At 67.8% G+C, this 22,188-nt stretch carries 20 protein-coding genes; 14 read left to right on the forward strand and 6 right to left on the reverse strand.

The window, feature by feature from the left end; all coding sequences use genetic code 11:
- Window positions 1-31 precede the first annotated feature (31 nt).
- A complete protein-coding gene (locus GGR64_RS18005; protein ID WP_160970758.1) occupies window positions 32-922 on the forward strand; it encodes a LysR family transcriptional regulator in 891 nt (296 codons plus the stop codon).
- A 316-nt stretch (window positions 923-1,238) separates the two neighbouring features.
- Here the strand turns inward: GGR64_RS18005 and GGR64_RS18010 are convergent, their stop codons facing one another.
- Window positions 1,239-2,015 (reverse strand): class I SAM-dependent methyltransferase, encoded by a 777-nt coding sequence (locus GGR64_RS18010; protein WP_184647547.1) that lies wholly within the window; start codon window positions 2,013-2,015, stop codon window positions 1,239-1,241.
- Window positions 2,016-2,128: 113 nt separating this feature from the next.
- Here GGR64_RS18010 and GGR64_RS18015 point away from each other — a divergent pair, with 113 nt between their 5' ends.
- Complete coding sequence (locus GGR64_RS18015; RefSeq protein WP_184647549.1) at window positions 2,129-3,016, forward strand: LysR family transcriptional regulator; 888 nt, start codon at window positions 2,129-2,131, stop codon at window positions 3,014-3,016.
- A 252-nt stretch (window positions 3,017-3,268) separates the two neighbouring features.
- Window positions 3,269-3,688: a hypothetical protein gene (locus tag GGR64_RS18020; RefSeq protein ID WP_184647676.1), complete on the forward strand. Its 420-nt coding sequence runs from the start codon at window positions 3,269-3,271 to the stop codon at window positions 3,686-3,688.
- Here the strand turns inward: GGR64_RS18020 and GGR64_RS18025 are convergent.
- Window positions 3,610-5,187: an MASE1 domain-containing protein gene (locus GGR64_RS18025; protein WP_260303461.1), complete on the reverse strand. Its 1,578-nt coding sequence runs from the start codon at window positions 5,185-5,187 to the stop codon at window positions 3,610-3,612. The genes GGR64_RS18020 and GGR64_RS18025 overlap by 79 nt on opposite strands.
- A gap of 542 nt (window positions 5,188-5,729) precedes the next feature.
- Here GGR64_RS18025 and GGR64_RS18030 point away from each other — a divergent pair.
- Together GGR64_RS18030 and GGR64_RS18035 are read left to right on the forward strand one after the other, a co-directional pair.
- Complete coding sequence (locus tag GGR64_RS18030; protein WP_160970764.1) at window positions 5,730-7,244, forward strand: ATPase domain-containing protein; 1,515 nt, start codon at window positions 5,730-5,732, stop codon at window positions 7,242-7,244.
- Window positions 7,241-8,950 carry an ATP-binding protein gene (locus tag GGR64_RS18035; RefSeq protein ID WP_160970766.1) on the forward strand — a complete coding sequence of 570 codons (1,710 nt, stop codon included), beginning with the start codon at window positions 7,241-7,243 and terminating at the stop codon, window positions 8,948-8,950. Before GGR64_RS18030 ends, GGR64_RS18035 begins: the two co-directional genes overlap by 4 nt.
- Before the next feature lie 56 nt (window positions 8,951-9,006).
- Here the strand turns inward: GGR64_RS18035 and GGR64_RS18040 are convergent, their stop codons facing one another.
- Window positions 9,007-10,278 carry an Nramp family divalent metal transporter gene (locus tag GGR64_RS18040; RefSeq protein WP_255421648.1) on the reverse strand — a complete coding sequence of 424 codons (1,272 nt, stop codon included), beginning with the start codon at window positions 10,276-10,278 and terminating at the stop codon, window positions 9,007-9,009.
- A gap of 227 nt (window positions 10,279-10,505) precedes the next feature.
- Between GGR64_RS18040 and mntR the strand changes: the two genes are divergently transcribed.
- The 3 genes from mntR (at window position 10,506) to orn (ending at window position 12,140) form a co-directional block, all read left to right on the forward strand.
- A complete protein-coding gene (gene mntR / locus GGR64_RS18045; RefSeq protein ID WP_184447882.1) occupies window positions 10,506-10,970 on the forward strand; it encodes a manganese-binding transcriptional regulator MntR in 465 nt (154 codons plus the stop codon).
- Window positions 10,967-11,467 (forward strand): tRNA adenosine(34) deaminase TadA, encoded by a 501-nt coding sequence (gene tadA, locus GGR64_RS18050; RefSeq protein ID WP_184647551.1) that lies wholly within the window; start codon window positions 10,967-10,969, stop codon window positions 11,465-11,467. The genes mntR and tadA overlap by 4 nt, the downstream gene beginning before the upstream one ends.
- A 100-nt stretch (window positions 11,468-11,567) precedes the next feature.
- On the forward strand, window positions 11,568-12,140 hold the full coding sequence (gene orn / locus GGR64_RS18055; protein WP_160967969.1) for an oligoribonuclease: 573 nt from the start codon (window positions 11,568-11,570) through the stop codon (window positions 12,138-12,140).
- A gap of 96 nt (window positions 12,141-12,236) precedes the next feature.
- Here the strand turns inward: orn and GGR64_RS18060 are convergent, their stop codons facing one another.
- Window positions 12,237-13,187, reverse strand: a complete 951-nt coding sequence (locus tag GGR64_RS18060; protein WP_184647553.1) for a mechanosensitive ion channel family protein — start codon at window positions 13,185-13,187, stop codon at window positions 12,237-12,239.
- 5 nt (window positions 13,188-13,192) lie between these two features.
- Window positions 13,193-15,568, reverse strand: a complete 2,376-nt coding sequence (gene ppsA / locus GGR64_RS18065; protein WP_184647555.1) for a phosphoenolpyruvate synthase — start codon at window positions 15,566-15,568, stop codon at window positions 13,193-13,195.
- 145 nt (window positions 15,569-15,713) lie between these two features.
- Here ppsA and GGR64_RS18070 point away from each other — a divergent pair, with 145 nt between their 5' ends.
- From GGR64_RS18070 to GGR64_RS18080, 3 genes are all read left to right on the forward strand, one after another.
- Window positions 15,714-16,535 (forward strand): pyruvate, water dikinase regulatory protein, encoded by an 822-nt coding sequence (locus tag GGR64_RS18070; RefSeq protein WP_184447884.1) that lies wholly within the window; start codon window positions 15,714-15,716, stop codon window positions 16,533-16,535.
- Between the two features lie 125 nt (window positions 16,536-16,660).
- The gene (locus GGR64_RS18075; protein WP_160967977.1) at window positions 16,661-17,158 is read left to right on the forward strand and encodes a DUF1249 domain-containing protein; all 498 of its coding nucleotides are present in this window, start codon (window positions 16,661-16,663) and stop codon (window positions 17,156-17,158) included.
- Between the two features lie 77 nt (window positions 17,159-17,235).
- Window positions 17,236-17,724, forward strand: a complete 489-nt coding sequence (locus tag GGR64_RS18080) for an 8-oxo-dGTP diphosphatase (protein ID WP_184647557.1) — start codon at window positions 17,236-17,238, stop codon at window positions 17,722-17,724.
- Window positions 17,725-18,355: 631 nt separating this feature from the next.
- On the opposite strand, the gene GGR64_RS18085 is transcribed toward GGR64_RS18080, so the two are convergent.
- Window positions 18,356-19,114: a 3-hydroxybutyrate dehydrogenase gene (locus GGR64_RS18085; protein WP_184647560.1), complete on the reverse strand. Its 759-nt coding sequence runs from the start codon at window positions 19,112-19,114 to the stop codon at window positions 18,356-18,358.
- A 142-nt stretch (window positions 19,115-19,256) separates the two neighbouring features.
- Between GGR64_RS18085 and GGR64_RS18090 the strand changes: the two genes are divergently transcribed.
- From GGR64_RS18090 to GGR64_RS18100, 3 genes are read left to right on the forward strand one after another with little or no spacing between them, the layout of a single operon-like run.
- Window positions 19,257-19,871 carry a phosphatidylcholine/phosphatidylserine synthase gene (locus GGR64_RS18090; protein WP_184647678.1) on the forward strand — a complete coding sequence of 205 codons (615 nt, stop codon included), beginning with the start codon at window positions 19,257-19,259 and terminating at the stop codon, window positions 19,869-19,871.
- A gap of 45 nt (window positions 19,872-19,916) precedes the next feature.
- Window positions 19,917-21,038 (forward strand): class III poly(R)-hydroxyalkanoic acid synthase subunit PhaE, encoded by a 1,122-nt coding sequence (gene phaE, locus GGR64_RS18095; RefSeq protein WP_184647562.1) that lies wholly within the window; start codon window positions 19,917-19,919, stop codon window positions 21,036-21,038.
- Window positions 21,035-22,111, forward strand: coding sequence for a class III poly(R)-hydroxyalkanoic acid synthase subunit PhaC (locus GGR64_RS18100; RefSeq protein WP_184647564.1), 1,077 nt, complete (start codon window positions 21,035-21,037; stop codon window positions 22,109-22,111). The genes phaE and GGR64_RS18100 overlap by 4 nt, the downstream gene beginning before the upstream one ends.
- Window positions 22,112-22,188: the final 77 nt, after the last annotated feature.

The raw sequence follows: 22,188 nt of genomic DNA on the forward strand, positions 1-22,188 counted from the left end.
TTTTCGCGATATCGTTCGTTATTATCGAACGATGGCCGCCCTGAACTACAACCACCTGCGCTACTTCTGGGCTGTGGCCCACGACGGCAATCTCACTCGCACTGCCGAGCGGCTCAACCTCACTCAGTCGGCCTTGTCGGTGCAGATCCGCAAGCTCGAGGAGCGCCTCGGCCATGCGCTGTTCGAACGGCGCGGGCGGCAGCTGCACCTCACCGAAGCCGGACAAATCGTGCTCGACCACGCCGATGCGATCTTCGCGACCGGCGACGAACTGCTGGGCACGCTGCGGCAGACCGGCGCTGCCCGGCAGGCGCTGCGGGTCGGCTCGCTGGCCACGCTGTCGCGCAACTTCCAGTTGGAGTTCCTGCGGCCGCTGCTCGGCCGGCCAGACATCGACCTGATCCTGCGTTCGGGCAGTGCCGGCGAATTGCTGCGGGCACTGGAGGCCCTCAACCTCGACGTGGTGCTGCTCAATCAGGCGCCGCCGGGCGACGCGCTGACCCCGTTCGTGACCCACCGGCTCGCCGAGCGCCCGGTCAGCCTGGTGGGCACGCCGGATCGGTTGGGTCACGCCGCCAGCATCGCCGACCGCCTGCGCCACCACCCCATCATCCTGCCGACGGTGGACAACAGCGTGCGCGCGGGCTTCGACGCCTTGGCCGATCGCCTGGGCGTGCGCCCGCAGATCGTGGCGGAAGTGGAGGACATGGCGATGATGCGACTGCTGGCGCGCGAGGACATCGGCCTGGCCGTGCTCCCGCCGATCGTGGTCAAGGACGAGATCGCCGCGGGCGTGCTGGTGGAAGGCGACCAATTGCCGGACATCGTGGAGACCTTCCACGCCGTCACCATGTCGCGGCGCTTCCCGAATCCGCTGGTGCGGCTGCTGCTGCAGCCGACGGCCGCATTTGGAAGCCTGTAGTGCCACCGTGGCAGCCGTCGGACACATGCCTTGACCGGCGTGTGCATCGCTTCATGGAGTCTCGCAGCCCGAACGAGAACGGTTTCCACACCGCCTTTCCCACGTCAGCGACGAGGCGGACCTGCATGGGTTCGCTCTCGACTTGGAGGCCTGGCGCTGGCGCCACGCCGAGACCCGCCAGCGGCTTCGATCGGTCTGGCATGCAGGCCGTCGCGCGCGCCGATGGCGGTCTCGCCACGCATTGCCTGTCTGCTGTGCTGCAGGTGACGGGATCGCGATCGCGTGCGCGCTATGCGCGGTGGCCCACGCACGCGCATCAGGCGGATCGTGCAACCCAGAGCGTCCAGCGGTCTTGCTCGACGATTTCCCCATGCGCGGGCAATCGGCTACGGAGGTCGTCGATCAGGGACTGCAGTTCGTCATCGCTCAGTTCGTGCAGGATCGAGCGACCCGAGCGCGCCGCCAGGTCCAGGGCCAGCGATTCGACGCCATCGTAGCGTTTGCGTGTTTCCCACAGCGAACGCTCGGCGATGTCGGTGAAGCCGGCAGCTTGCATTGCCGCCGCGACGGTCGCGTGCGTAGGCCGACGGCCGGCCTCGACGGCACGAAGCCGCGGAAAGCAGTCGAAGAAGTAGCCGCGCAGGTGCGTGCTGGATCCAGGCAGGTCGACGTCCTCGGGTGTGCGGTCCTGCACGAGCAGGCGTCCTCCGGGCGCCAGGAGGCGGCGAGCCTCGGCAAAGCACGCCACGTAGTCCGGCAGGTGGTGAATCAATGCGCGCTGGAACACCACATCGCAGCTTGCCGTGGGAAGCCCCGTCGCGGCGGCGGAGCCTTGCACGAAGCAGAGGTTGTCCACGCCCGTGCCTCGCTCGCGGCTTGCCGCCACCATCTCCGCGGAGAAATCCACGCCCGTTACGTGGGCGGCACCCAGCGCCTGCCAGGCCAGCGAGTAAAGGCCGCCCCCGCAGCCAACGTCGGCAATCCGCTTGCCCACGGGTTCGACAAGGACCTGCATGGCGTCCATCCAGCCTGGATCGACGTCCCTGCCGGAGTAGGTGTATCGGTTCTGGCGTGCGTGGAAATCGATGGGCATCGGCAGTGGTCCATAAAAGAGATCACGAAGGACCGCGATGCTAGGGAGGGATAATCGGAATGTAAAATATCTGCTTGCTACCATGAGCAGATATTTTGAATATCATTAACGCCATGGAATTGCGCCATCTCCGTTACTTCGTCGCCGTGGCAGCTGCGCAGAGCGTCACCAAGGCGGCGGCGCATCTGGGTATGCAGCAGCCGCCACTCAGCCAGCAGATCCGCGATCTGGAGCGCGAACTGGGTGTCGAACTGTTCCAGCGGACGCCGCGCAGCGTGCGCCTCAACGATGCAGGGCGCGTGTTCCTGGCGGATGCGCAGGCCATTCTGGCCGCGGCCGATGACGCCGTCGTTCGCGTCCGGCGTGCGGCGCAGGGGCAACTGGGTCGGCTGGTGGTGGGCTACACCAGTTCGGCTGCATTGCATCCGCTGGTGCCGCGGATCCTGCGAGCGTTCCGCGAAGGCTATCCGCAGGTCGCGCTGGATGTGCGCGAGCATGCGACCGACGGCTTGTTTCGTGCGGTGCGGGCCGAAGAGATGGACGCGGCGTTCGTACGCGCCCCCGCCGAGCGCTTTGCGCCGCTGCACGCCATCACCCTTGCTGAAGAAGCCGTGGTGGTCGCACTTCCGCGTGGGCACCGGTTGAGTACGGCAACCGATGCGTTGGCGCTGGAAGAATTGGCGACGGAGGAGTTCGTGCTGTATCGCAGTCCGGACGGGCCAGGCATCCTGGACGTGCTGTCCGCTGCCTGCCACCGCGCCGGTTTCGCGCCGCGGGCTGTGGCCACCGTGCCGCGTCTGCTGTCCGCCGCCGCCATGGTGGCAGCCGGGCAGGGCGTCGCGATCGTGCCGATGGCGCTGCAGTCGCTGCATCGCGAGAGCGTGGTGTACCGGACGCTGGATCCGGCATCCGCGTTCACCATTCCGTTGACCTTGATCTGGCGCGACGCGCCCTCCGGCTCGCCGTTGGCCCATTTCGTGGCGTTGGCGAAGGACGATTGAGCCGGCGCGGCGGGTACCCAGCGCCGCTGTGTCTGTAGTCGATTGCCCGGGGACTGCGTACAGAATGGTGAGCAGCAGGCCGATCTCCTACGCGCCGGCGACGGAACGGTTCAGCGATCGGACTCCCCAAAGGCCAGCGGCCCTGCACGGCCTTGCTGATGGTGTTTGTCGACCGCTTCCGGGCCAGGACCACGTACCTTGATCCAGCCTGAGATGCAGGCGGAATTCCCCGCGTGGGAAAGGATCGATGGAATGGAAACGAAGGCGAAAGGCTTGGCAATCGTGGCGGCAGCGGCGCTGGCGCTGTCCTTTCAGGCGCAGGCGCAGACGTGTTGCCCCTCCGGCGGGCATGGGGTCGTCGGCAAGGGGCTGGGAGAGAGCGTGCCCCAGGCGCTGAATCTCGCCACGGATTCGGCCTGGCGCATCTACGAGTTTTCGCGCGACGGCGTGAACTACCTGCAGATCAACGATGCCAACGGCGTGGTCCGCGCCGCGGTCGGCCGCATCGGCAAGACGCTGTGGGTGCTGCCGATGGGCAGCGACGTGGCGCGCGTCACGGTGACGGCAGCGCCAGTGGTGCCGGGCCGTGTGGTCTATCGGACCGCGGATGTGGTGGTGCGGCTGCGCGCGGATGGGCGCGGCGATGCGTGGGAGGTCACGTCGGTAGAGTGAAGGCTGGCGGCAGCGCTTTCCGACACCAGGAAGCTGAAACTCAACGCATGGCGGCGCCGGCAGGTGCCGCCATGCGCTTGCAGGCGGACCGCCAGTTCCCGGGCCGGCGCCTCCGGGCGACGCCGCATTGCGCTCAGCATGGCGGCGTCGGCGGTGATGCGGATGGCGATGCCCTGCCGCCCCCTGGCTCGCCAGACCCGCGCCTGCAGCAGGTGGGTGTGGGCGACGGGCAGGGTCTCGATGGCGTCGAGGATGCAGCGATAGGCCACCAGTTGCAGGCCCAGCGACAAGCGCCGCGGATCGCCATGCAGGCGGCAGCGGAACTCGGTCGCGCACAGGTTGGCGAAGGTCGGCGAGTGCAGGGTGGGGTACAGGCCATGCGTCTCGATGCCGAGCGGGTAGAGCGCGGTGACGTACTCGTCCAGCAGTTGCGCCTGGATCACCCCGGTGCGGGTCATCTGCATGGCGGCGGCGTAGTGTCCGCGCGCGCGCAGATCCTCCACCACGTCGCGGCGCAGCTTGTTGATCTGCGTGCTGAGATCGGTGTAGTCGACCACCCGCCGGCGCAGCGTGCGTTCGGCGGACAGGTAACCGGCCTGCGCGAAGGCCAGCGCCTGCTCGCGCAGGCGTCCGTCGTCGCGCATGTGCCGATAGGCCGCGGAGATGCGCGACCCGAACGCGAACATCACCGTGGCCGTGGCGGCGAGCAGGATCTGCACCACGAACGCGTCGGCGTCGTGGATCCCGGGTGCCACGACCTTGGGCATGGACAGCGCCACCGCAACGTTCGCCAGGACCACGCCGAGCGCCGCGCCCCGCCAGCCATGGCGCAGCGTCAGCACGATCGCCGGGACCACCAGCAACACCATCAGCAACTGCCGCAGCAGGGCATCGTCCACGCCGGCGATCGACGCCGACAGCACGACGACCACGGCGATCGACGCCAACCCCTCGCGCAACAGCGAAGCATGCATCTGCGTAGGTTCGTCGCGGCGCAACCACAGCAACGCCGGCAGCACGAACATCAAGGTGCCCAGGTAATCGCCGAGCCAGTAGCGCAGCAGGACATCGAGCGGCGCCGGCCCCGTTGGGCCGCCCAAGGCGGTGTTGATGGCGATGTTGCAGAGCGTGCTCCACAGCGCGGTCGCCAGCGCCAGTGGCAGCAGCCAGTGATCGTTGCGCGCCAGATCCGGTACTCGCTGACGCACCAGGACCGGCAACAGCGACACGGCCGGCATCAGCAGGAACGGACTCAGGTAAGCCCAGGCGGTACTCGCGCCCCAGGCCTCGCTCATGGGAATGCGCAGCGTCAGCAGCGCGGCGGCATCGCCGGCCAGCAACCACGGCCAGCGTCGCGCGGGCAGGAACAGCAGGCTGGCGACGCGCACGCCTGCCGGCAGATACCACTGATCCACGGAGCAGCGCCACGCCAGCAGGAAGGCGATGCAGTAGGTCGCGCTCAGTAGAACGCCTTTGGCGAAATCTCTTGCCGCGGCCATCCCCGCCATCCCTGGTATGTCGCGGCTACTGTATAAGCCGGATCGGCGTCGAGGGTAGACAGTTGCTGGCGTAGGCGACAGTGTGAGACGCGTCGCACGTCATCGGTGCCGCAGGCGAGTGCGTGGTCTTTCTTTCGCCTCGGATTTGCGAGCCTGCACCAGCGGCACCGTCACTTGCAGCATTCCAGATGTTTTGTCGGTATGGCCTGCTTGCCGCCCATGCGTGCGGTAGCACGTCTTTGACCGGTTCGGCGCCAAGCCATGCGAGCGAAGCCGGCGTCGATGTGCGGCCATGTGCTACCCGACGGATGACAGCGATGCGGCGCGGACGTCCGCCCATCGCCTTTGCCTACACAGAAAAATCACTTTGCCGAACGTAGCGTGGTTCGTGGCGAAGAAGTGCAAGGGAGACGGCGTGCTCGACGCGCGTGCACGTCGCGGCATGCGGTGGTCGCGACCTCCGGCCGGGTTGCACTTGGTCACCACGCACCCCGAGCACACGACGCGTTGACCACAGTGCAAACAGCACAGAAAGGACGACCATGACGCCCCATCGGCGGACCGATCACGTGAATGGCGATGAATTGCCGCGTATTTCCACCGGTAGCGCGGGCCTGGACGACATCCTCGGCGGCGGCGTCGACGCCAACCGCCTGTATCTCTACGAAGGACGTCCGGGCACCGGCAAGACCACCATCGCCCTGCAGTTCCTGCTGGAGGGCGTTCGGCAGGGCGAGCGCGTGCTGTACATCACGCTCTCGGAGACCCAGCGCGAACTGCATCTGGTCGCCACGCGCCACGGCTGGAGCATGGAGCAGGTCGACGTGTTCGAGCTGGTGCCGCCGGAAACCGCACTGGACCCGGAGCGCGAACTCACCGTGTTCCATCCGGCGGAGATGGAACTCACCGAGACCACCAAGCTGATCTTCCAGAAGGTCGAACAGCTCAATCCCAGCCGCGTGGTGCTGGACAGCCTGTCGGAACTGCGCCTGCTCGCGCAAAGTCCACTGCGCTACCGTCGCCAGGTGCTGGCGCTGAAGCATTTCTTCGCCAGCCGCCAATGCACGGTGATCCTGCTCGACGACCTGTCCTCGCAGGAAAACGACCTCCAGCTGCATTCCATCACCCATGGCGTGGTGCTGCTGGAACAGTTGGCGATCGACTACGGCGCCGAACGCCGGCGCCTGCGCGTGGTGAAGATGCGCGGCATCCAGTTCCGCGGCGGCTACCACGATTTCAGCATCCAACGGGGCGGCCTGGAAATCTATCCGCGGCTGGTCGCGGCTGACTACAAGCATCACCACATCGACGCATTCACCTCCAGCGGCAATGCCGAACTGGACCGGCTGCTCGGTGGCGGGCTGGAACGCGGCACCAATGCCTTGCTGCTCGGCGCTGCCGGCGTGGGCAAGTCCTCGCTGGCGCTGACCTATGCCATCGCCGCTGCCGAACGCGGCGAACACAGTGTGTTCTTCGCCTTCGACGAAGGCCGCGGCACGGTCGAGGCGCGCGCTCGCACCCTGGGACTGCCGCTGGAGAAGCACTTGGCGAGCGGGCTGATCCGCTTCCAGCAGATCGACCCGGCCGAGATGTCGCCCGGGCAGTTTGCCGCCAGCGTGCGCAGCAGCGTCGAGGTCGACGGCGCCCGGGTGATCGTCATCGACAGCCTCAACGGCTATCTCAATGCGATGCCGGACGAGCGCTTCCTGATCCTGCAGATGCACGAACTGCTCAGCTATCTGGGCCAGCACGGCGTGCTGACCATCCTGGTGCTGGCGCAGCATGGCTTGGTCGGCCCGATGGAGACCCCGCTGGACCTGAGCTATCTCAGCGATTCGGTGCTGATGCTGCGGTATTTCGAAGTGGGCGGCACCGTGCGCCGCGCGTTGTCGGTCGTCAAGAAGCGCAGCGGCAACCACGAGAACACCATTCGCGAGTTCCGGCTCAGCAGCAAGGGCATCGACGTGGGGCCGCCGCTCAAGGAATTCAGCGGCATCTTTTCCGGCACGCCGCGCTATGGCGGGGGAGACCTGCCGCTGCTGGACCCGCTTGCATGAGCAGCAGCGACGCACCCGAAAAACGCGTCCTGGTGTACACGCCGATCGGGCGCGACGGCCCGGCGTCGGTGGAACTGCTGCGTCGCGGCGGGGTGGTGGCGTGCCACTGTTTAGACCTGGGCATGCTGGTGCGCGAGCTGCACGTCGGCGCGGCGGCGGTATTCCTGGCCGAGGAGGGGCTGTTCGGCGCGGACACCTCGGCGCTGTTCGCCTGGGCCGACGCGCAGCCGGCCTGGTCGGACCTGCCGTTCGTGGTGCTGACCAGCCACCAGGAGCAGCCGTTCGTGGTCGCATGGCGGCGCAAGCTGGTGGGTGCGCTGCGCAACGTGGCGCTGCTCGAACGCCCGGTGCAAACGATCACCTTCACCAGCACCATCAAGGCCGCATTGCGTGCACGGGCGCGGCAATACGAGGTGCGCACGCTGCTGCAGGCGCAGGCGTCGGCCGCGGCGCAGCTGGAGGCGCAGGTGGTGGCGCGCACGCGCGAGCTGGAGGAGGCCAATCGACTGTTGCGCCGGCAGATGGACGAACGCGCGCGGGTCGAGGAGACCCTGCGCCAGGCGCAGAAGATCGAGGCGCTGGGCCAGTTGACCGGCGGCGTCGCGCACGATTTCAACAACCTGCTGATGGTGATCTCCGGTGGCCTGGCGATGCTCGACAGTCAGAGCGATCCGGCGATCCGCAAACGCTTGATGGACGGCATGCAGAAGGCCGCACAGCGCGGCGCCGGGCTGACCCGGCAACTGCTGGCGTTCTCGCGCCGGCAGGAACTCAAGCCCGAGCCGATCGACCTGTCGCGGCAGATCGGCGGCATGCGCGAGTTGCTGGACCGCAGTCTGCGTGGCGACGTGCACGTGGATTTCGATCTGGCCGACGACCTGTGGCCGGTCGAAGTGGACCCAGGTGAACTGGAACTGGTGGTGCTGAACCTGGCCGTGAACGCGCGCGATGCAATGCCCAACGGCGGCACCATCGTGGTACGGGCGCGCAACCTGCCTGGCGCCGTCGCCACCGACCCGGATTTCATCCGCCTGTCGATCATCGACGACGGCAGCGGCATGGCGCCGGAGGTGAAGGCGCGGGTGTTCGAGCCGTTCTACACCACCAAGGACATCGGCAAGGGCTCCGGCCTGGGCCTGGCCCAGGTGCATGGTTTCGTGCAGCAGTCGGGCGGTTCCATCCACATCGACAGCGAGCCGGGGCGCGGCACGGCGATCCATCTGCTGTTGCCGCGCTCGCATCGTGCGCCAGTGCAAGAAGATCGGCACCTGGTGGACCTCCAGGTCGTTCGAGATGAGCCCGGCCAGGCCGGCTGCGTGCTGCTGGTGGAGGACGACGACGAAGTCGCCGCGCTGGTCGGGGAGATGTTGCGCCAACTCGGCTACGAGGTCGTCCGCGCGGCCAGTGCGGGCGCGGCGCTCGGTGCGCTGGCCAACGGCCGCGTGGTGGACATCGTGTTCTCCGACATCATGATGCCCGGCGGCATGAACGGCCTGGAGCTGGTGCAGGAAATCCGCATGCGGCGTGGCGCGCTGCCGGTCCTGCTCACCAGCGGCTACGCCGAAGCGGCGAAGTCCGCGGCAGAGGCGCAAGGGGTGCAGATCCTGTCCAAACCCTACCGGCTGGACGAACTGGCCAACGCGCTGCAGCAAGTGCGGGCCAATGCCGGCATGGCCGGCAGATCGGACACCGCTTCGCTGTGTTAGTGATCGACGCCGGGTCCTGAAAGACCAGGGCCCGGAAGCGCACCGCAACCGCGCCGTCAGTGCAGCAGCGTGTCGATGAGCAGCTTCAGGTTCAGCACCACGATCAGCGCGGCGATCCCCCAGGCCAGCCAGGCCAGCCCGCGGCGCACCACCAGCGGACCCATCCGAGGCTTGTCGGTGACGAAGCGCACCAGCGGGATCACCGCGAACGGCAACTGCATCGACAGCACCACCTGGCTCAGCACCAGCAGCTTGGCCGTGCCCTGTTCGCCGTACAGCGAGGTCACCGCCACCACCGGCACGATCGCCAGGCCGCGGGTCAGCAGGCGCCGCGCCCATGGCGGCAGGCGCAGGTGCAGGAAGCCTTCCATCACGATCTGCCCGGCCAGGGTGGCGGTGACGGTGGAATTGATGCCGGAGGCCAGCAGCGCCACCGCGAACAGGGTCGAGGCCAGGCCGACGCCGAGCATCGGCGCCAGCAGTTCGTGGGCCTGCTCGATTTCCTGCACGTCGGTGCGGCCGTGCGCATGGAATACCGCGGCGGCCAGGATCAGGATCGCGGCGTTGACGAACAGCGCCAGGCTCAGCGCGATGGTGCTGTCGGCCAGTGCCCAGCGCAGTGCCGAGCGGCGGCCCTGATCGGTGCGCTCGTAGGCGCGGGTCTGCACGATCGAGGAATGCAGGTACAGGTTGTGCGGCATCACCGTCGCGCCGATGATGCCGATCGCCAGGTACAGCGCGGCCGGGTCGGTGACCACCTGCGTGCGCGGGATGAAGCCGGCCAGCACCTCGCGCAGCGGCGGCGCGGCCAGCACGATCTGCACCAGGAAGCAGGCGAAGATCACCATCAGCAGGGCGATCACGAACGCTTCCAGCGCGCGAAAGCCGCGGCGCATCAGGAACAGCACCAGCAGCGCGTCGATCGAGGTGATGATCGCGCCGGCGGTGAGCGGGATGCCGAACAGCAGCTTCAACGCGATCGCGGTGCCGATCACCTCGGCCAGGTCGCAGGCGACGATGGCCGCCTCGCAGGCCAGCCACAGCAGGAAGTTCACAGGCTTGGAATAGTGCGCGCGACAGGCCTGGGCCAGATCCAGGCCGGTGGCGATGCCCAGGCGCGCGGCCAGCCCCTGCAGCACGATCGCCATCAGGTTGGAGAGCAGGATCACCGACAGCAGCAGATAGCCGAAGTGCGAGCCGCCGGCGATGTCGGTCGCCCAGTTGCCCGGATCCATGTAGCCGACCGAGACCATGTAGCCGGGCCCGAGGAAGGCCAGGAAGCGGCGCCAGCCAAGGCCGTTGCGTGGCACGGCGACGCTGGCATGCATGGCGCCCAGGCTGGGGCGCGCCTCGCCACGGCTGGCGTGCTCGGCAGCGGAACTCGGCAGGGGCAGGGGGGCGGCCATGGCGACGATGGGTGGGGCGGGGTGCAAACGAGTATATAGCAGGTGCTATATGGATTAGCATTGGCAATTCAAATCGCTGCGATAGCCCGGATTTCGGCCAGAATAGGCAGGTGGTCGGCGGGGCGCCGGCACCGGACAAGGGCGTTGCAATGCAGAAAAGCGGGAAGTCGATGGCGCCGCCGGCGGTGCTGCTCGACGCCGAAGTGCAGGTCGAAAGCTTCCGCCAGGTGCGCGAGGCGCACCGCCTGGAGCTGATCGAGGACTACGTGGAGCTGATTTCCGACCTCCTTGCCGATGGCGGCGAAGCGCGGCAGGTGGATATCGCCGCGCGCCTGGGCGTGGCCCAGCCGACCGTGGCCAAGATGCTCAAGCGCCTGGTCAAGGGCGGCTGGGTGGTGCAGCGCCCCTACCGTGGCGTGTTCCTCACCCCTGAGGGCGAGGCGCTGGCCGCGGCCAGCCGGCAGCGCCACCAGACCGTGGAGCAGTTCCTGCTGGCCTTGGGCATCGACGCCGACACCGCGCGCCGCGATGCCGAGGGCATCGAGCATCACGTCAGCGAAGCGACGCTGGCGGTGTTCGCCGAATTCGTGCGCAAGCACGGCGCGGCGCGATGACTGTCGGCGACGACGCGCAACTGGCGCGCGACGAGCACTGGATGCGGCACGCACTGGCCCTGGCCGAGCGCGCCGAGCGCGAGTTCGACGAGATCCCGGTCGGTGCGGTCCTGGTCTCGGCCGAGGATGAGGTGTTGGGCGAGGGCTGGAACCTCAACATCGCCGAACACGATCCCAGCGCGCATGCCGAGATCGTCGCGCTGCGCCAGGCCGGCCGCCGGCTCGGCAACCATCGCCTGGTCGGCAGCCGCCTGTACGTGACTCTGGAACCGTGCGCGATGTGCGCGATGGCGGTGGTGCATGCGCGGGTGGCGGAGCTGGTCTACGCCGCCACCGATCCCAAGACCGGGGCCTGCGGCAGCGTGTTCGACCTGATCGCCGACCCGCGCCACAACCATCGCGTGCAGGTGCGTGGCGGGGTGCTGGCGGCGGCGGCCAGCACGCGGCTGACCAACTATTTCCGCGCCAAGCGCGGCAAGCCGCCACTCGGCGAGTGAGCGTCCAGCCCCTGCCTGTCACGCAGCCCGCGCGGTATCATTGACGCTTGATACGACACTTCCGCGCCGGCCTCGCCGCCGCGAACGACAGGACGGTGATATGGCGCAAGCGCACGTGGCGAACGATCGGCTGATCTGGATCGATCTGGAAATGACCGGCTTGGATACCGATCGCGATTCGATCATCGAAATCGCCACGGTGGTGACCGACGCGCAGCTCAACGTGCTGGCCGAAGGCCCGGAGTTCGCCATCGCTCATCCGCTGCAGACGCTGGAGGCGATGGACGAGTGGAACCGCAACCAGCACCGCCATTCCGGTCTGTGGCAGCGCGTGCTCGACAGCCAGGTCACGCTGGCGCAGGCCGAGGCCGAGACCATGGCGTTCCTGACCCAGTGGTGCAAGCCCGGCACCTCGCCGATGTGCGGCAACTCGATCTGCCAGGACCGGCGTTTCCTGCACCGGCAGATGCCGCGGCTGGAGCGGTTCTTCCACTACCGCAATCTTGACGTGTCGACGTTGAAGGAACTGGCGCGGCGCTGGGCGCCGGCGGTGTCGGCCGGCCTGACCAAGACCTCCTCGCATACCGCGCTCAGCGACGTGCACGATTCCATCGACGAACTGCGCTACTACCGTCCCTTCATGGGCAGGCTGGGCGGGCAGGGCGAGGGCTGATCCGCGAACCTTGCGCGTCGGGGCGCATGCGGAACACCGCCCGACGCTCGTCGGGCGGATGCAGTGGTGCAGGAATACAGAAGGTGAAGCCGCCGCTCAGCGCGCCAGCGGCGGTCCCGGCTTGGTCTCGCCGTCGTCGGTGACGCCTTTGGTCAACAATTCCGCGATCGGGCGGCCGTCGGCATCGTGGTGGTACACGTGCAGGTCGCGTTGCGGATACGGAATGCTCAGCCCGTTCTCCAGCAGCTGGTTGCGGATCTGCTCCAGCGTGCTGCTCTTGGCCGCGCCGAAATCGCTGTTCTTGGCGTAGCCGAACAACATCAGGTCCACCGTGCTCTCGCCCAGGTTGGTGACCTGCACGAATGGGGCGGGCGTCTTCAGGATGTTCGGATTCTCCTGCGCGATCTGCAGCAACAGCTCCTGCGCCTTCTTCAGGTCGTCGCCGTAGCCGACGCCGACGGTGATCTCCAGGCGCCGGTTGGGCAGGGTGCTGTAGTTGACGATCGGCGCGGTGGTGATGGTGCTGTTGGGCAGGGTCACCATGCGCTCGTCGAAGGTGCGGATGCGGGTCTGGAAGATACGGATCTCGTCGACCACGCCTTCCTGCCCGGCCACCACCACGTGGTCGCCGTCGCGCATCGGCCGCAGCACGATCAGCATCACCCCGGAGGCGATGTTGGACAGCGAGTCCTTCAGCGCCAGGCCCACCGCCAGGCCGGCGGCGCCGAGCACGGCGAACAGCGAGGTCGGCGGTACGCCGATCTTCTGCAGCGCGGTGACCAGCACCAGCACCAGCATCAACGCATAGGCGACGTTGCGCAGGAAGTTGCTGAGCGTGGTTTCCACCCGCGCCCGCAGCAGCGCTCTGCGCAGCCATTCACTCAGGCGCTTGGCGATCCACATCCCGACCACCAGGATCAGGATCGCCACGCCCCAGTTGAGCGCGTACTGCGCCCAGTCCAGCGTCCGCCAGTCGAACGGGCGCGCCGCCCGCGCCGCAGGCGCAGCGGTCGTGGCCACCGTCAGTGCCGTCAGCCACGACTGCATCGGCATCACCCCTGGCTCTTGAGCTTGGCCAGGCGCAGCCAGGTGTCGACCACGGTGTCGGGATTCAACGACACCGACTCGATGCCTTCCTGCATCAGCCACTCGGCCAGGTCAGGGTGATCCGACGGGCCCTGGCCGCAGATGCCCACGTACTTGCCCTTGGCGCGCGCGGCCTTGATCGCCATCGACAGCATCTTCTTGACCGCCGGATTGCGCTCGTCGAACAGGTGCGCCACGATCGAGGAGTCGCGGTCCAGGCCCAGGGTGAGCTGGGTGAGATCGTTGGAGCCGATCGAGAAGCCGTCGAAGATCTCCAGGAATTCCTCGGCCAGCAGCGCGTTCGACGGCACCTCGCACATCATGATGATCTTCAGGCCGTTCTCGCCCTGGCGCAGACCGTTGCTGGCCAATACCTCGACGACCTTGCGGCCTTCCTCGAGGGTGCGCACGAACGGGATCATGACCCACATGTTGTCCAGGCCCATTTCGTTGCGGACCTTGAGCACCGCCTTACATTCCAGCGCGAACGCCGCGGCGAAGCTCGGGTCGACGTAGCGGCTGGCGCCGCGGAAGCCGATCATCGGGTTCTCTTCGTGCGGTTCGTAGTTGCTGCCGCCGATCAGGTTGGCGTACTCGTTGGACTTGAAGTCCGACAGGCGCACGATCACCGGGTGCGGCGCCACCGACGCGGTCAGCGTGGCGATGCCTTCGGCCAGACGGTTGACGTAGAAGCTCACCGGGTCGGCGTAACCGGCGATCTTCGCGTCGATCTTCTTCTTGGTCGCCGCATCCTGCTTGGCGTATTCCAGCAGCGCATTGGGATGGATGCCGATGTGCGCGGCGATGATCATTTCCAGGCGCGCCAGGCCGATGCCGGCATTGGGCAGCTGGCCGAAATCGAACGCGCGCTCCGGGTTGGCCACGTTCATCATGATCTTCAGCGGCGCCGGCGGCATGTTACCCAGGTCCGTGGTGGTGCGCTCGAACGGCAGGCGCTCGCCATAGATGTAGCCGGTGTCGCCTTCGGCGCAGCTGACCGTCACTTCCTTGCCGTCCTCGACCAGCTCCATCGCGTTGCCGGTACCGACCACTGCCGGCACGCCCAGCTCGCGGGCGATGATCGCCGCGTGGCAGGTGCGGCCGCCGCGGTTGGTGACGATCGCCGAGGCGCGCTTCATCACCGGCTCCCAATCGGGGTCGGTCATGTCCGCGACCAGCACGTCGCCGGGCTGCACCCGGTTCATGTCGTCCAGGCTGCGCACCACGCGGGCGACGCCGGCGCCGATCTTCTGGCCGATGGCACGGCCTTCGGCGATCACCTCGCCGCGCTGCTGCAGCGCGAAGCGTTCGATCTGAGTGGCGTGGCCGCGCGACTTCACCGTCTCCGGGCGCGCCTGCACGATGAACAGCTTGCCGCTGACGCCGTCCTTCGCCCACTCGATGTCCATCGGGCGCTGGTAGTGCTGCTCGATCACCAGCGCCTGCTTGGCCAGTTCCTGCACATCCTCGTCGTTGATCGAGAAGGTGTTGCGCAGTTCGGCCGGGGTGTCCTCGATGCGCACGCGCTCGCCGGGCACGTCCGAATACACCATGCGGATCAGCTTGCTGCCCAGCGAACGGCGCAGGATCGCCGGCTTGCCGGCCTTGAGGGTGGGCTTGTAGACGTAGAACTCGTCGGGATTGACCGCGCCCTGCACGACCATCTCGCCGAGGCCGAAGCTCGAGGTAACGAACACCACGTCACGGAAACCGGATTCGGTGTCCAGGGTGAACAGCACGCCGGAGGAGCCGACGCCGGAGCGCACCATCAGCTGCACGCCGGCCGAGAGGAACACGTCCTCGTGCTTGAAGCCGTGGTGCACGCGGTAGGCGATGGCGCGATCGTTGTAGAGGCTGGCGAAGACTTCCTTGACCTTGTGCACGACATCGTCGGCGCCGGTCACGTTGAGAAAGGTCTCCTGCTGGCCGGCGAAGCTGGCGTCGGGCAGGTCTTCGGCGGTCGCCGAGGAGCGCACCGCCACGGCCACGTCGCCGCCGCCGTTCTCGCTGCATAGCTGCGCATAGGCCTCGCGGATCGCCTGGTCCAGTTCCGGCTGCAGCGGCGCGTCGATCACCCAGCCGCGGATTTCCTTGCCGGCGGCGGTCAGTGCGCTCACGTCTTCCACGTCCAGCGTGGCCAGCTTGTCGAAGATGCGCTGGTACAGATCGTTGTGGGCGACGAAGGCCTTGAACGCTTCGGCAGTAGTGGCGAAGCCGCCCGGCACGGACACGCCGAGGCCCGCCAGGTTGCCGATCATTTCGCCGAGGGAGGAATTCTTGCCACCAACGCGAGCCAGGTCGGCCAGGCGCAGCTCATGCAACCACAGGATGTTCTCGTTCAAGCGCGATGCTCCGTTAGGCCATCGCCCGAGGCGGGCTGAATGGCCGCGTCCGTGAGGGAAGAAGCCGATATGATGCAGTGCGCACCCGAGCCGGCACAAGCGAAGCGGGCGCATCCGTTGGGTTTCAGCCAGGAGAATGCAGGCAATGTCGACGATCAGACCGGTGTTCTACGTGTCCGATGGAACCGGTATCACCGCTGAAACCATTGGGCATAGCCTGCTCACCCAGTTCAGCGGTTTCAGCTTCGTCACCGACCGCATGTCGTTCGTCGACGATCCGGAAAAAGCCCGTGACGCGGCGCAGCGCATCCATGCCGCGGGCGAGCGCTATCAGGTTCGGCCAATCGTGGTCAACTCCTGCGTCGATCCGCAACTGAGCATGTTGCTGGCCGAGAGCGGGGCGCTGATGCTCGACGTGTTCGCGCCCTTCATCGAGCCGCTGGAGCGCGAATTGAACGCGCCGCGGCACTCGCGGGTGGGACAGGCGCACGGTCTGGTCGATTTCGAGACCTACCACCGCCGCATCAACGCGATGAACTTCGCACTCGCGCACGACGACGGCATCGCGCTCACCTACGACGAGGCCGACGTGATCCTGGTGGCGGTCTCGCGCGCGGGCAAGACCCCGACCTGCATCTACCTGGCGCTGCATTACGGCGTGCGCGCGGCCAACTATCCGTTGACCGACGAGGATCTGGAGAGCGATCGGTTGCCGCCGCGGTTGCGTGCCTACCGCAACAAGCTGTTCGGGCTGACCATCGATCCGGAACGGTTGCAGCAGATCCGCCAGGAGCGGCGGCCGAATTCGCGCTACTCCAGTGCGGAGACCTGCCGGCGCGAAGTGGCGGCCGCCGAAACCATGTTCCGCATGGAGCGGATTCCGACCCTGAGCACCACGCATACCTCGATCGAGGAGATTTCCAGCAAGGTGCTGACGACGTTGGGATTGCAGCGCGAGATGTTCTGAGCGGGCGGGGCCGCTCCTGGCGGCAATGGAATTTCCGCACGTCGCCGCATGGATTTCCACGGTAGGCCGCCGGCGCCGATCCGTCAATGCTGCCGCCGGCGCGATCCAGCGTGTAGGATCGGTCCATGCAGCACGCCATGACCCGCAGCGAACGCATCCCCCGGCTCAGCCGTTTCGGCTGGCTGATGGGGCTGTACGCCGAGAACTATCTGCACCTGAACCGCCTGTTCGTGCCGGCCGACCTCGAGGCCGGCAGCTACGTGTCCAGCATCGGCGACGGCCTGGACCTGCGCCTGGACGTGATCGAGCGGCACCGCTACACCGTCGAACTGCGCCTGACCTACGACCTGTGCGATCCGCTGACCGGCGAGCCGGACCCGTCGGCCTACGTGCGCCTGTACCTGGACGCGCGCCAGGCCGAGACCACGCATTGCTACGTCGGCCGCCGCTGGCAGGACGTGATGGGGCTGTACCCGCCGCCGGCGGAGCTGATCAGCCACCGCATGCGCATGAACACCTTCCTCGGCAAATGGCTGGAATACCTGGCCGAGCGCGGCCACGGCGTGGCCACGCTGCGACCGGCGCCGCCCCTGCCGCGCGACGCCGCGACGCCGGCCGTTTAAACGTCTAGCCTCAGGCTAGACCAGGCAACAGCGCGGATACGGCATACTGCGCGCCCGTCGCCCTCCGCCGTCACCGCATGCCTTACACCCCCATCGTCGCCACCTTGGGCTACGTGCTCTCGCCCGACCGTACCCAGGTGCTGCTGGTCCACCGCAATGCCCGGCCCGGCGACCATCACCTGGGCAAGTACAACGGTCTTGGCGGCAAGGTGGAGGCGGACGAGGACGTGCTGGCCGGCATGCGCCGCGAGATCCTGGAAGAGGCCGGCATCACCTGCGAGGCGCTGCAATTGCGCGGCACCATCAGCTGGCCGGGGTTCGGCAAGCACGGTGAGGACTGGCTGGGTTTCGTGTTCCTGATCGAGGCTTACACGGGCGAGCCGTTCGCCGAGAACGCGGAGGGCACGTTGGCCTGGGTGCCGATTGAGCAGATGGACACGCTGCCGCTGTGGGAGGGCGACCGTCACTTCCTGCCGCTGGTGTTCGACGGCGACCCGCGCCCGTTCCACGGGGTCATGCCGTACCGCGACGGGCGCATGCAGTCCTGGCGCTATTCGCGGGTCTGACACGCTCGCGCTGCCATAAAGCCCCTCTCCCTTCGGGAGAGGGGTTGGGGGTGAGGGTCCGGCGCGAAAGCGTCTCGCGGAGTTTGGGTGCACGAGGCTTCGCCCGCACCCTCATCCGCCCCTGCGGGGCACCTTCTCCCAATGAGAGAAGGGAACAGCCTAAGCCCCTCTCCCACCGGGAGAGGGGTTGGGGGTGAGGGTACGGCGCGAAAGCGTCTCGCGGAGTTTGGGTGCACGAGGCTTCGCCCGCACCCTCATCCGCCCCTGCGGGGCACCTTCTCCCGAGGGGAGAAGGACGAGCGCTGGCGCCTCTCCCGTCGTCCGGCGCACCGCTCGGTCGACCCCCGCGTGATGCCGCGTCGGGCTTGTCCACAGCGGCTGTGGATCGATTCTGCACAAGCCTGTGGGCAAGCGTGGCAAGTCACTGAAATGGCTGCCCGATTTTGCCGGGTGGTGAAAATTTCAGCAGTCCCGGTCGCGCTTCTCCACAGCCGGTGTGGATGAAATCGCACGAACGCTGTGGATAAGATCCGGGTGGCGTTGTGCCGCAACGGCCGCCGCCGTGTTGGCGAAAAATTCGCCAGTGTCGATCGCGCGATCCAGCAGCCGGACCTGCGTGCTTGCCGCAGCGCTACTGCGCGGTCCAGCCGCCGTCGATGGCGATGGTCTGCGCGGTGATGTTGCGCGCCGCCGGCGAGGCCAGGAACGCCACGCAGCCGGCCAGTTCGTCGTAAGCGATGAACACGCCCTTGGGCATCGGCTTGAGCATCACCTGGGCGATCACGTCGGCTTCGGAAATGCCGCGGGTGCGCGCCTGGTCGGCGATCTGCTTGTCCACCAGCGGCGTTTTCACATAGCTGGGGCAGAGCGTGTTGATGGTGATGTCGGTATCGGCGGTCTCCAGCGCGATCACCTTGGAGAAGCCGACCAGGCCGTGCTTGGCGGCGACGTAGGCACTCTTGTACGGGCTGGCGACCAGTGAATGGATGCTGCCGATGTTGACGATGCGGCCGAAGCCGCGCTCGCGCATGCCCGGCAGCACCGCCTGGGTCAGCCGCGCCACGCCGGTCAGCATCACCTCCACCAGCAGGCTCCACCTGTCCATCGGGAACTCCTGCAATGGCGCCACGTGCTGCAGCCCGGCGTTGTTGACCAGCACGTCCACCGGCCGGCTGACGGCGGCCAGCGCCGCGGCGATGCTGCCTGCGCTGGCCACGTCCAGCGCCACCGCCTCGGCCGAGCCGCCGGCCTGGCGCAACTGCGCGGCGACCGCGTCGGCGGCAGCCAGGTCGAGGTCGCTGACGACGATGTGGCGGCCGCCCGCGGCAAGTTCGTGGGCGATGCCGGCGCCGATGCCGCTGGCGGCGCCGGTGATCAGGACGGTCTGCATGGGGAGTGCCTGCGCGGAAGTGGGGAGCGGCCAGCGTAGCAGCGCGCGGCGACGCCCGGCAGCGGCCGCTCGCCAGTGCGGCGGCGCCACGCTACCCTGTGCTGTCGCTCGCCGCTCACGCCGGATCCGCCACGTTATGCCGATGAAACGCCACTTCTCCATGCTGCGCGAGTTCCAGCTGGCCGACTGGTTCACCCTGGCCAATGCCTTCTGCGGCACCGGCGCGGTGTTCGCGGCGATGCGCTTCCTGCAGGACGGCCGGCGCAGCGATCTGCTGTTCGGCATGGCGCTGATCCCGCTGGCGTTCGTGTTCGACGCGCTGGACGGCCGGGTGGCGCGCTGGCGCAAGTCGTCCTCGACCCTGGGCCGCGAGCTGGACTCGCTGGCCGACGTGATCTCCTTCGGCGTGGCCCCGGCGGCGCTGGCCTATGCCTGCGGCATGCAGGGCGGCTGGGACTGGCTGGTGCTGAGTTTCTTCGTCTGCTGCGGGGTCAGCCGCCTGGCCCGCTACAACGTCACCGCCGAGCAGATCGCCGGCGACGGCGACAAGGTGCCGTACTTCGAGGGCACGCCGATCCCGAGCAGCCTGGGGCTGGTCATCGTGCTGGCGATCGCGGCGCACCTTGGCCATATCGGCGATGCCTTGTGGTGGGGCGAATGGCGACTGGGGCCGTGGCTGCTGCACCCGCTGTCGCTGCTGTTCGCCTTGTCCGGCTCGCTGATGATCAGCAAGACGCTGCGCATTCCCAAGCCCTGATCGCAGCGGGTTGCTATCATCGCGGGCCAGTTCGGGAGAGTGGCGATGAAGGCTAGCGGCGGCGGTGGCGCCGGCGATTTCGAGGCGATGACGCGGCAGTACTGGGAGGCCTGGAATGCCGCGTTGCGCCAGGGCGCACCGGCCCCCGCGTCGGCCGCGGCTGGCGACGGCACCGGTTCCTGGCGCGAGGCGATCGCGGCCTGGAGCCAGTGGCTGCCGCGCGGTGGCGCGCCGCAGGCCGAGGACGCGGTGGCGCAATTCCAGCAACATGCCGGCGACTGGCTCGGCGCGATGCAGCAGGTGGCCGCGCAGTTCGCCGGCCGCGACGCCAGCAGCGCCGACGTCGCCGAGGCCTGGAAACGCCAGGTGCAGGGCAAGCGCGAGCAGTTGCTGCAATGGCTGCTGGGCGCGGTGCGCGGTACCGGTCAGGGTGGCATCGATCCGTGGTTGCAGCAGGCGGCGCAGTGGCTGCAAGGGCTGCAGCGCGACAGCGGTCCGTGGCTGCAGATGCCCGGGTTCGGCCCGGCGCGCAACCACCAGGCGCGCTGGCGGGCGCTGGCCAAGGCGCAGCAGGACTACCAGGCGCAGTTGCAGGCCTATCTGGGGCTGCTGCAGGGCGCCATCGACCGCGCCTTCGGCCTGTTCGAGGAGAAGCTGCGCGGCCACGAGGACCCGGGCCGGCAACTGACCAATGCGCGGGCGATGTTCGACCTGTGGATCGACGCGGCCGAGGAAGCCTATGCGGCGGCCGCGCTGTCGCCGGAGTTCCGCCAGGTCTACGCAGACGTCGCCAACGCGCAGATGCGCCTGCGCGCCCTGCTGCAGCGCGAGACCGAGCAGGTCTGCGAGCAGGTTGGCCTGCCCACACGCACCGAACTGGATGCCGCGCATCGGCGTATCGCCGACCTGGAACGGCGGCTGCGGCGGATCGAGCGCGCAGAAGGGCAGGGTGCGCCTGCCGCGCCTGCACCTGCTGCTGCGCCCCCTCCTTCTGCGCCGCGGAAAAGCGCCAGGAAGACCGCCGCCAAGCCCGCCGCTGCGAAGGCGGCAGCAGGCGCACCCGAATCCAAATCCAGATCCAACGCCGCCAAGCCAGCGAAGGCCGCGCCCGCCACCCCGTCGCGGCGGGCGGGACCCAAGCCCGCTGGGCGTCGGAGTCGCGCATGAAGGGACCGCTGAGTTTCAGCAGCGACGATCTGCTCCAGGAAACCCTGGAGCTGCAACGCAAGCTGCTCGAAGGCCTGCGCGTGCTGCCGGGCCTGGACACGGTGGACTACGGCGCCACCGCGCGCCAGGAAGTGTGGCGCGACGGCAAGGTGGTGCTGTACCGCTTCGTCGGCGAGCGCCCGCCCACCGCCAAGGTGCCGCTGCTGATCGTCTATGCCCTGGTCAACCGCCCCTACATGGTCGATCTGCAGGCCGACCGCTCGCTGGTGCAGGGCCTGCTGGCGCTGGGCGAGGACGTCTACGTGCTGGACTGGGGCTACCCGGATCGGTCCGAGCGTTACCTGACGCTGGAGGATTACCTGCTGCGCTATATCGACGGCGCAGTGGACCATCTGCGCGCGGCCGCTGACGGCGCGCCGGTCAACATGCTCGGCATTTGCCAGGGCGGCACGTTCTCGCTGTGCTACGCGGCGCTGCAGCCGGAGAAGGTGCGCAACCTGGTCACCATGGTCACGCCGGTGGATTTCCATACCCCGGACAACATGCTGTCCAACTGGGCGCGCCAGGTCGACGTCGACCTGTTCGTGGACACGCTGGGCAACGTGCCGGCGGATCTGATGAACGTCAGCTACCTGATGCTCAAGCCGTTCCGGCTGAATCTGCAGAAGTACGTCGGTCTGCTCGACATCCTCGACGATCCGCGGGCGCTGGAAGATTTCCTGCGCATGGAGAAATGGATCTTCGATTCGCCCGATCTGGCCGGCGAGACCTTCCGCGAGTTCGTCAAGCAGTTCTACCAGGACAATGCGCTGATGCACGGGCGCGCGCGCATCGGTGCGCACACGGTGGACCTGGGCCGGGTCACCATGCCGGTGCTCAACGTCTATGCCGAGCAGGACCACCTGGTGCCGCCGGACGCGTCGCGGGCGCTGCGCGGCGTGGTCGGCAGCTGCGACTACGCCGAACTGAGTTTCCGCGGCGGCCATATCGGCATCTACGTCTCCGGCCGTGCCCAGCGCGAAGTGCCGGCGGCGCTGCACCGGTGGCTGGCCGAACGCGATGGCGGGCACTGAGCGCTGATCGCCGCGTTCCGTCACGCGGTGCCCGCCTGGCGCGGGTAGAGTGGGTTGCCGCCGTTGCTGGAGCCGCC

The sequence above is a fragment of the Xanthomonas sp. 3307 genome, from assembly GCF_014199735.1.
GTDB classification, from domain to species: domain Bacteria; phylum Pseudomonadota; class Gammaproteobacteria; order Xanthomonadales; family Xanthomonadaceae; genus Xanthomonas_A; species Xanthomonas_A rydalmerensis.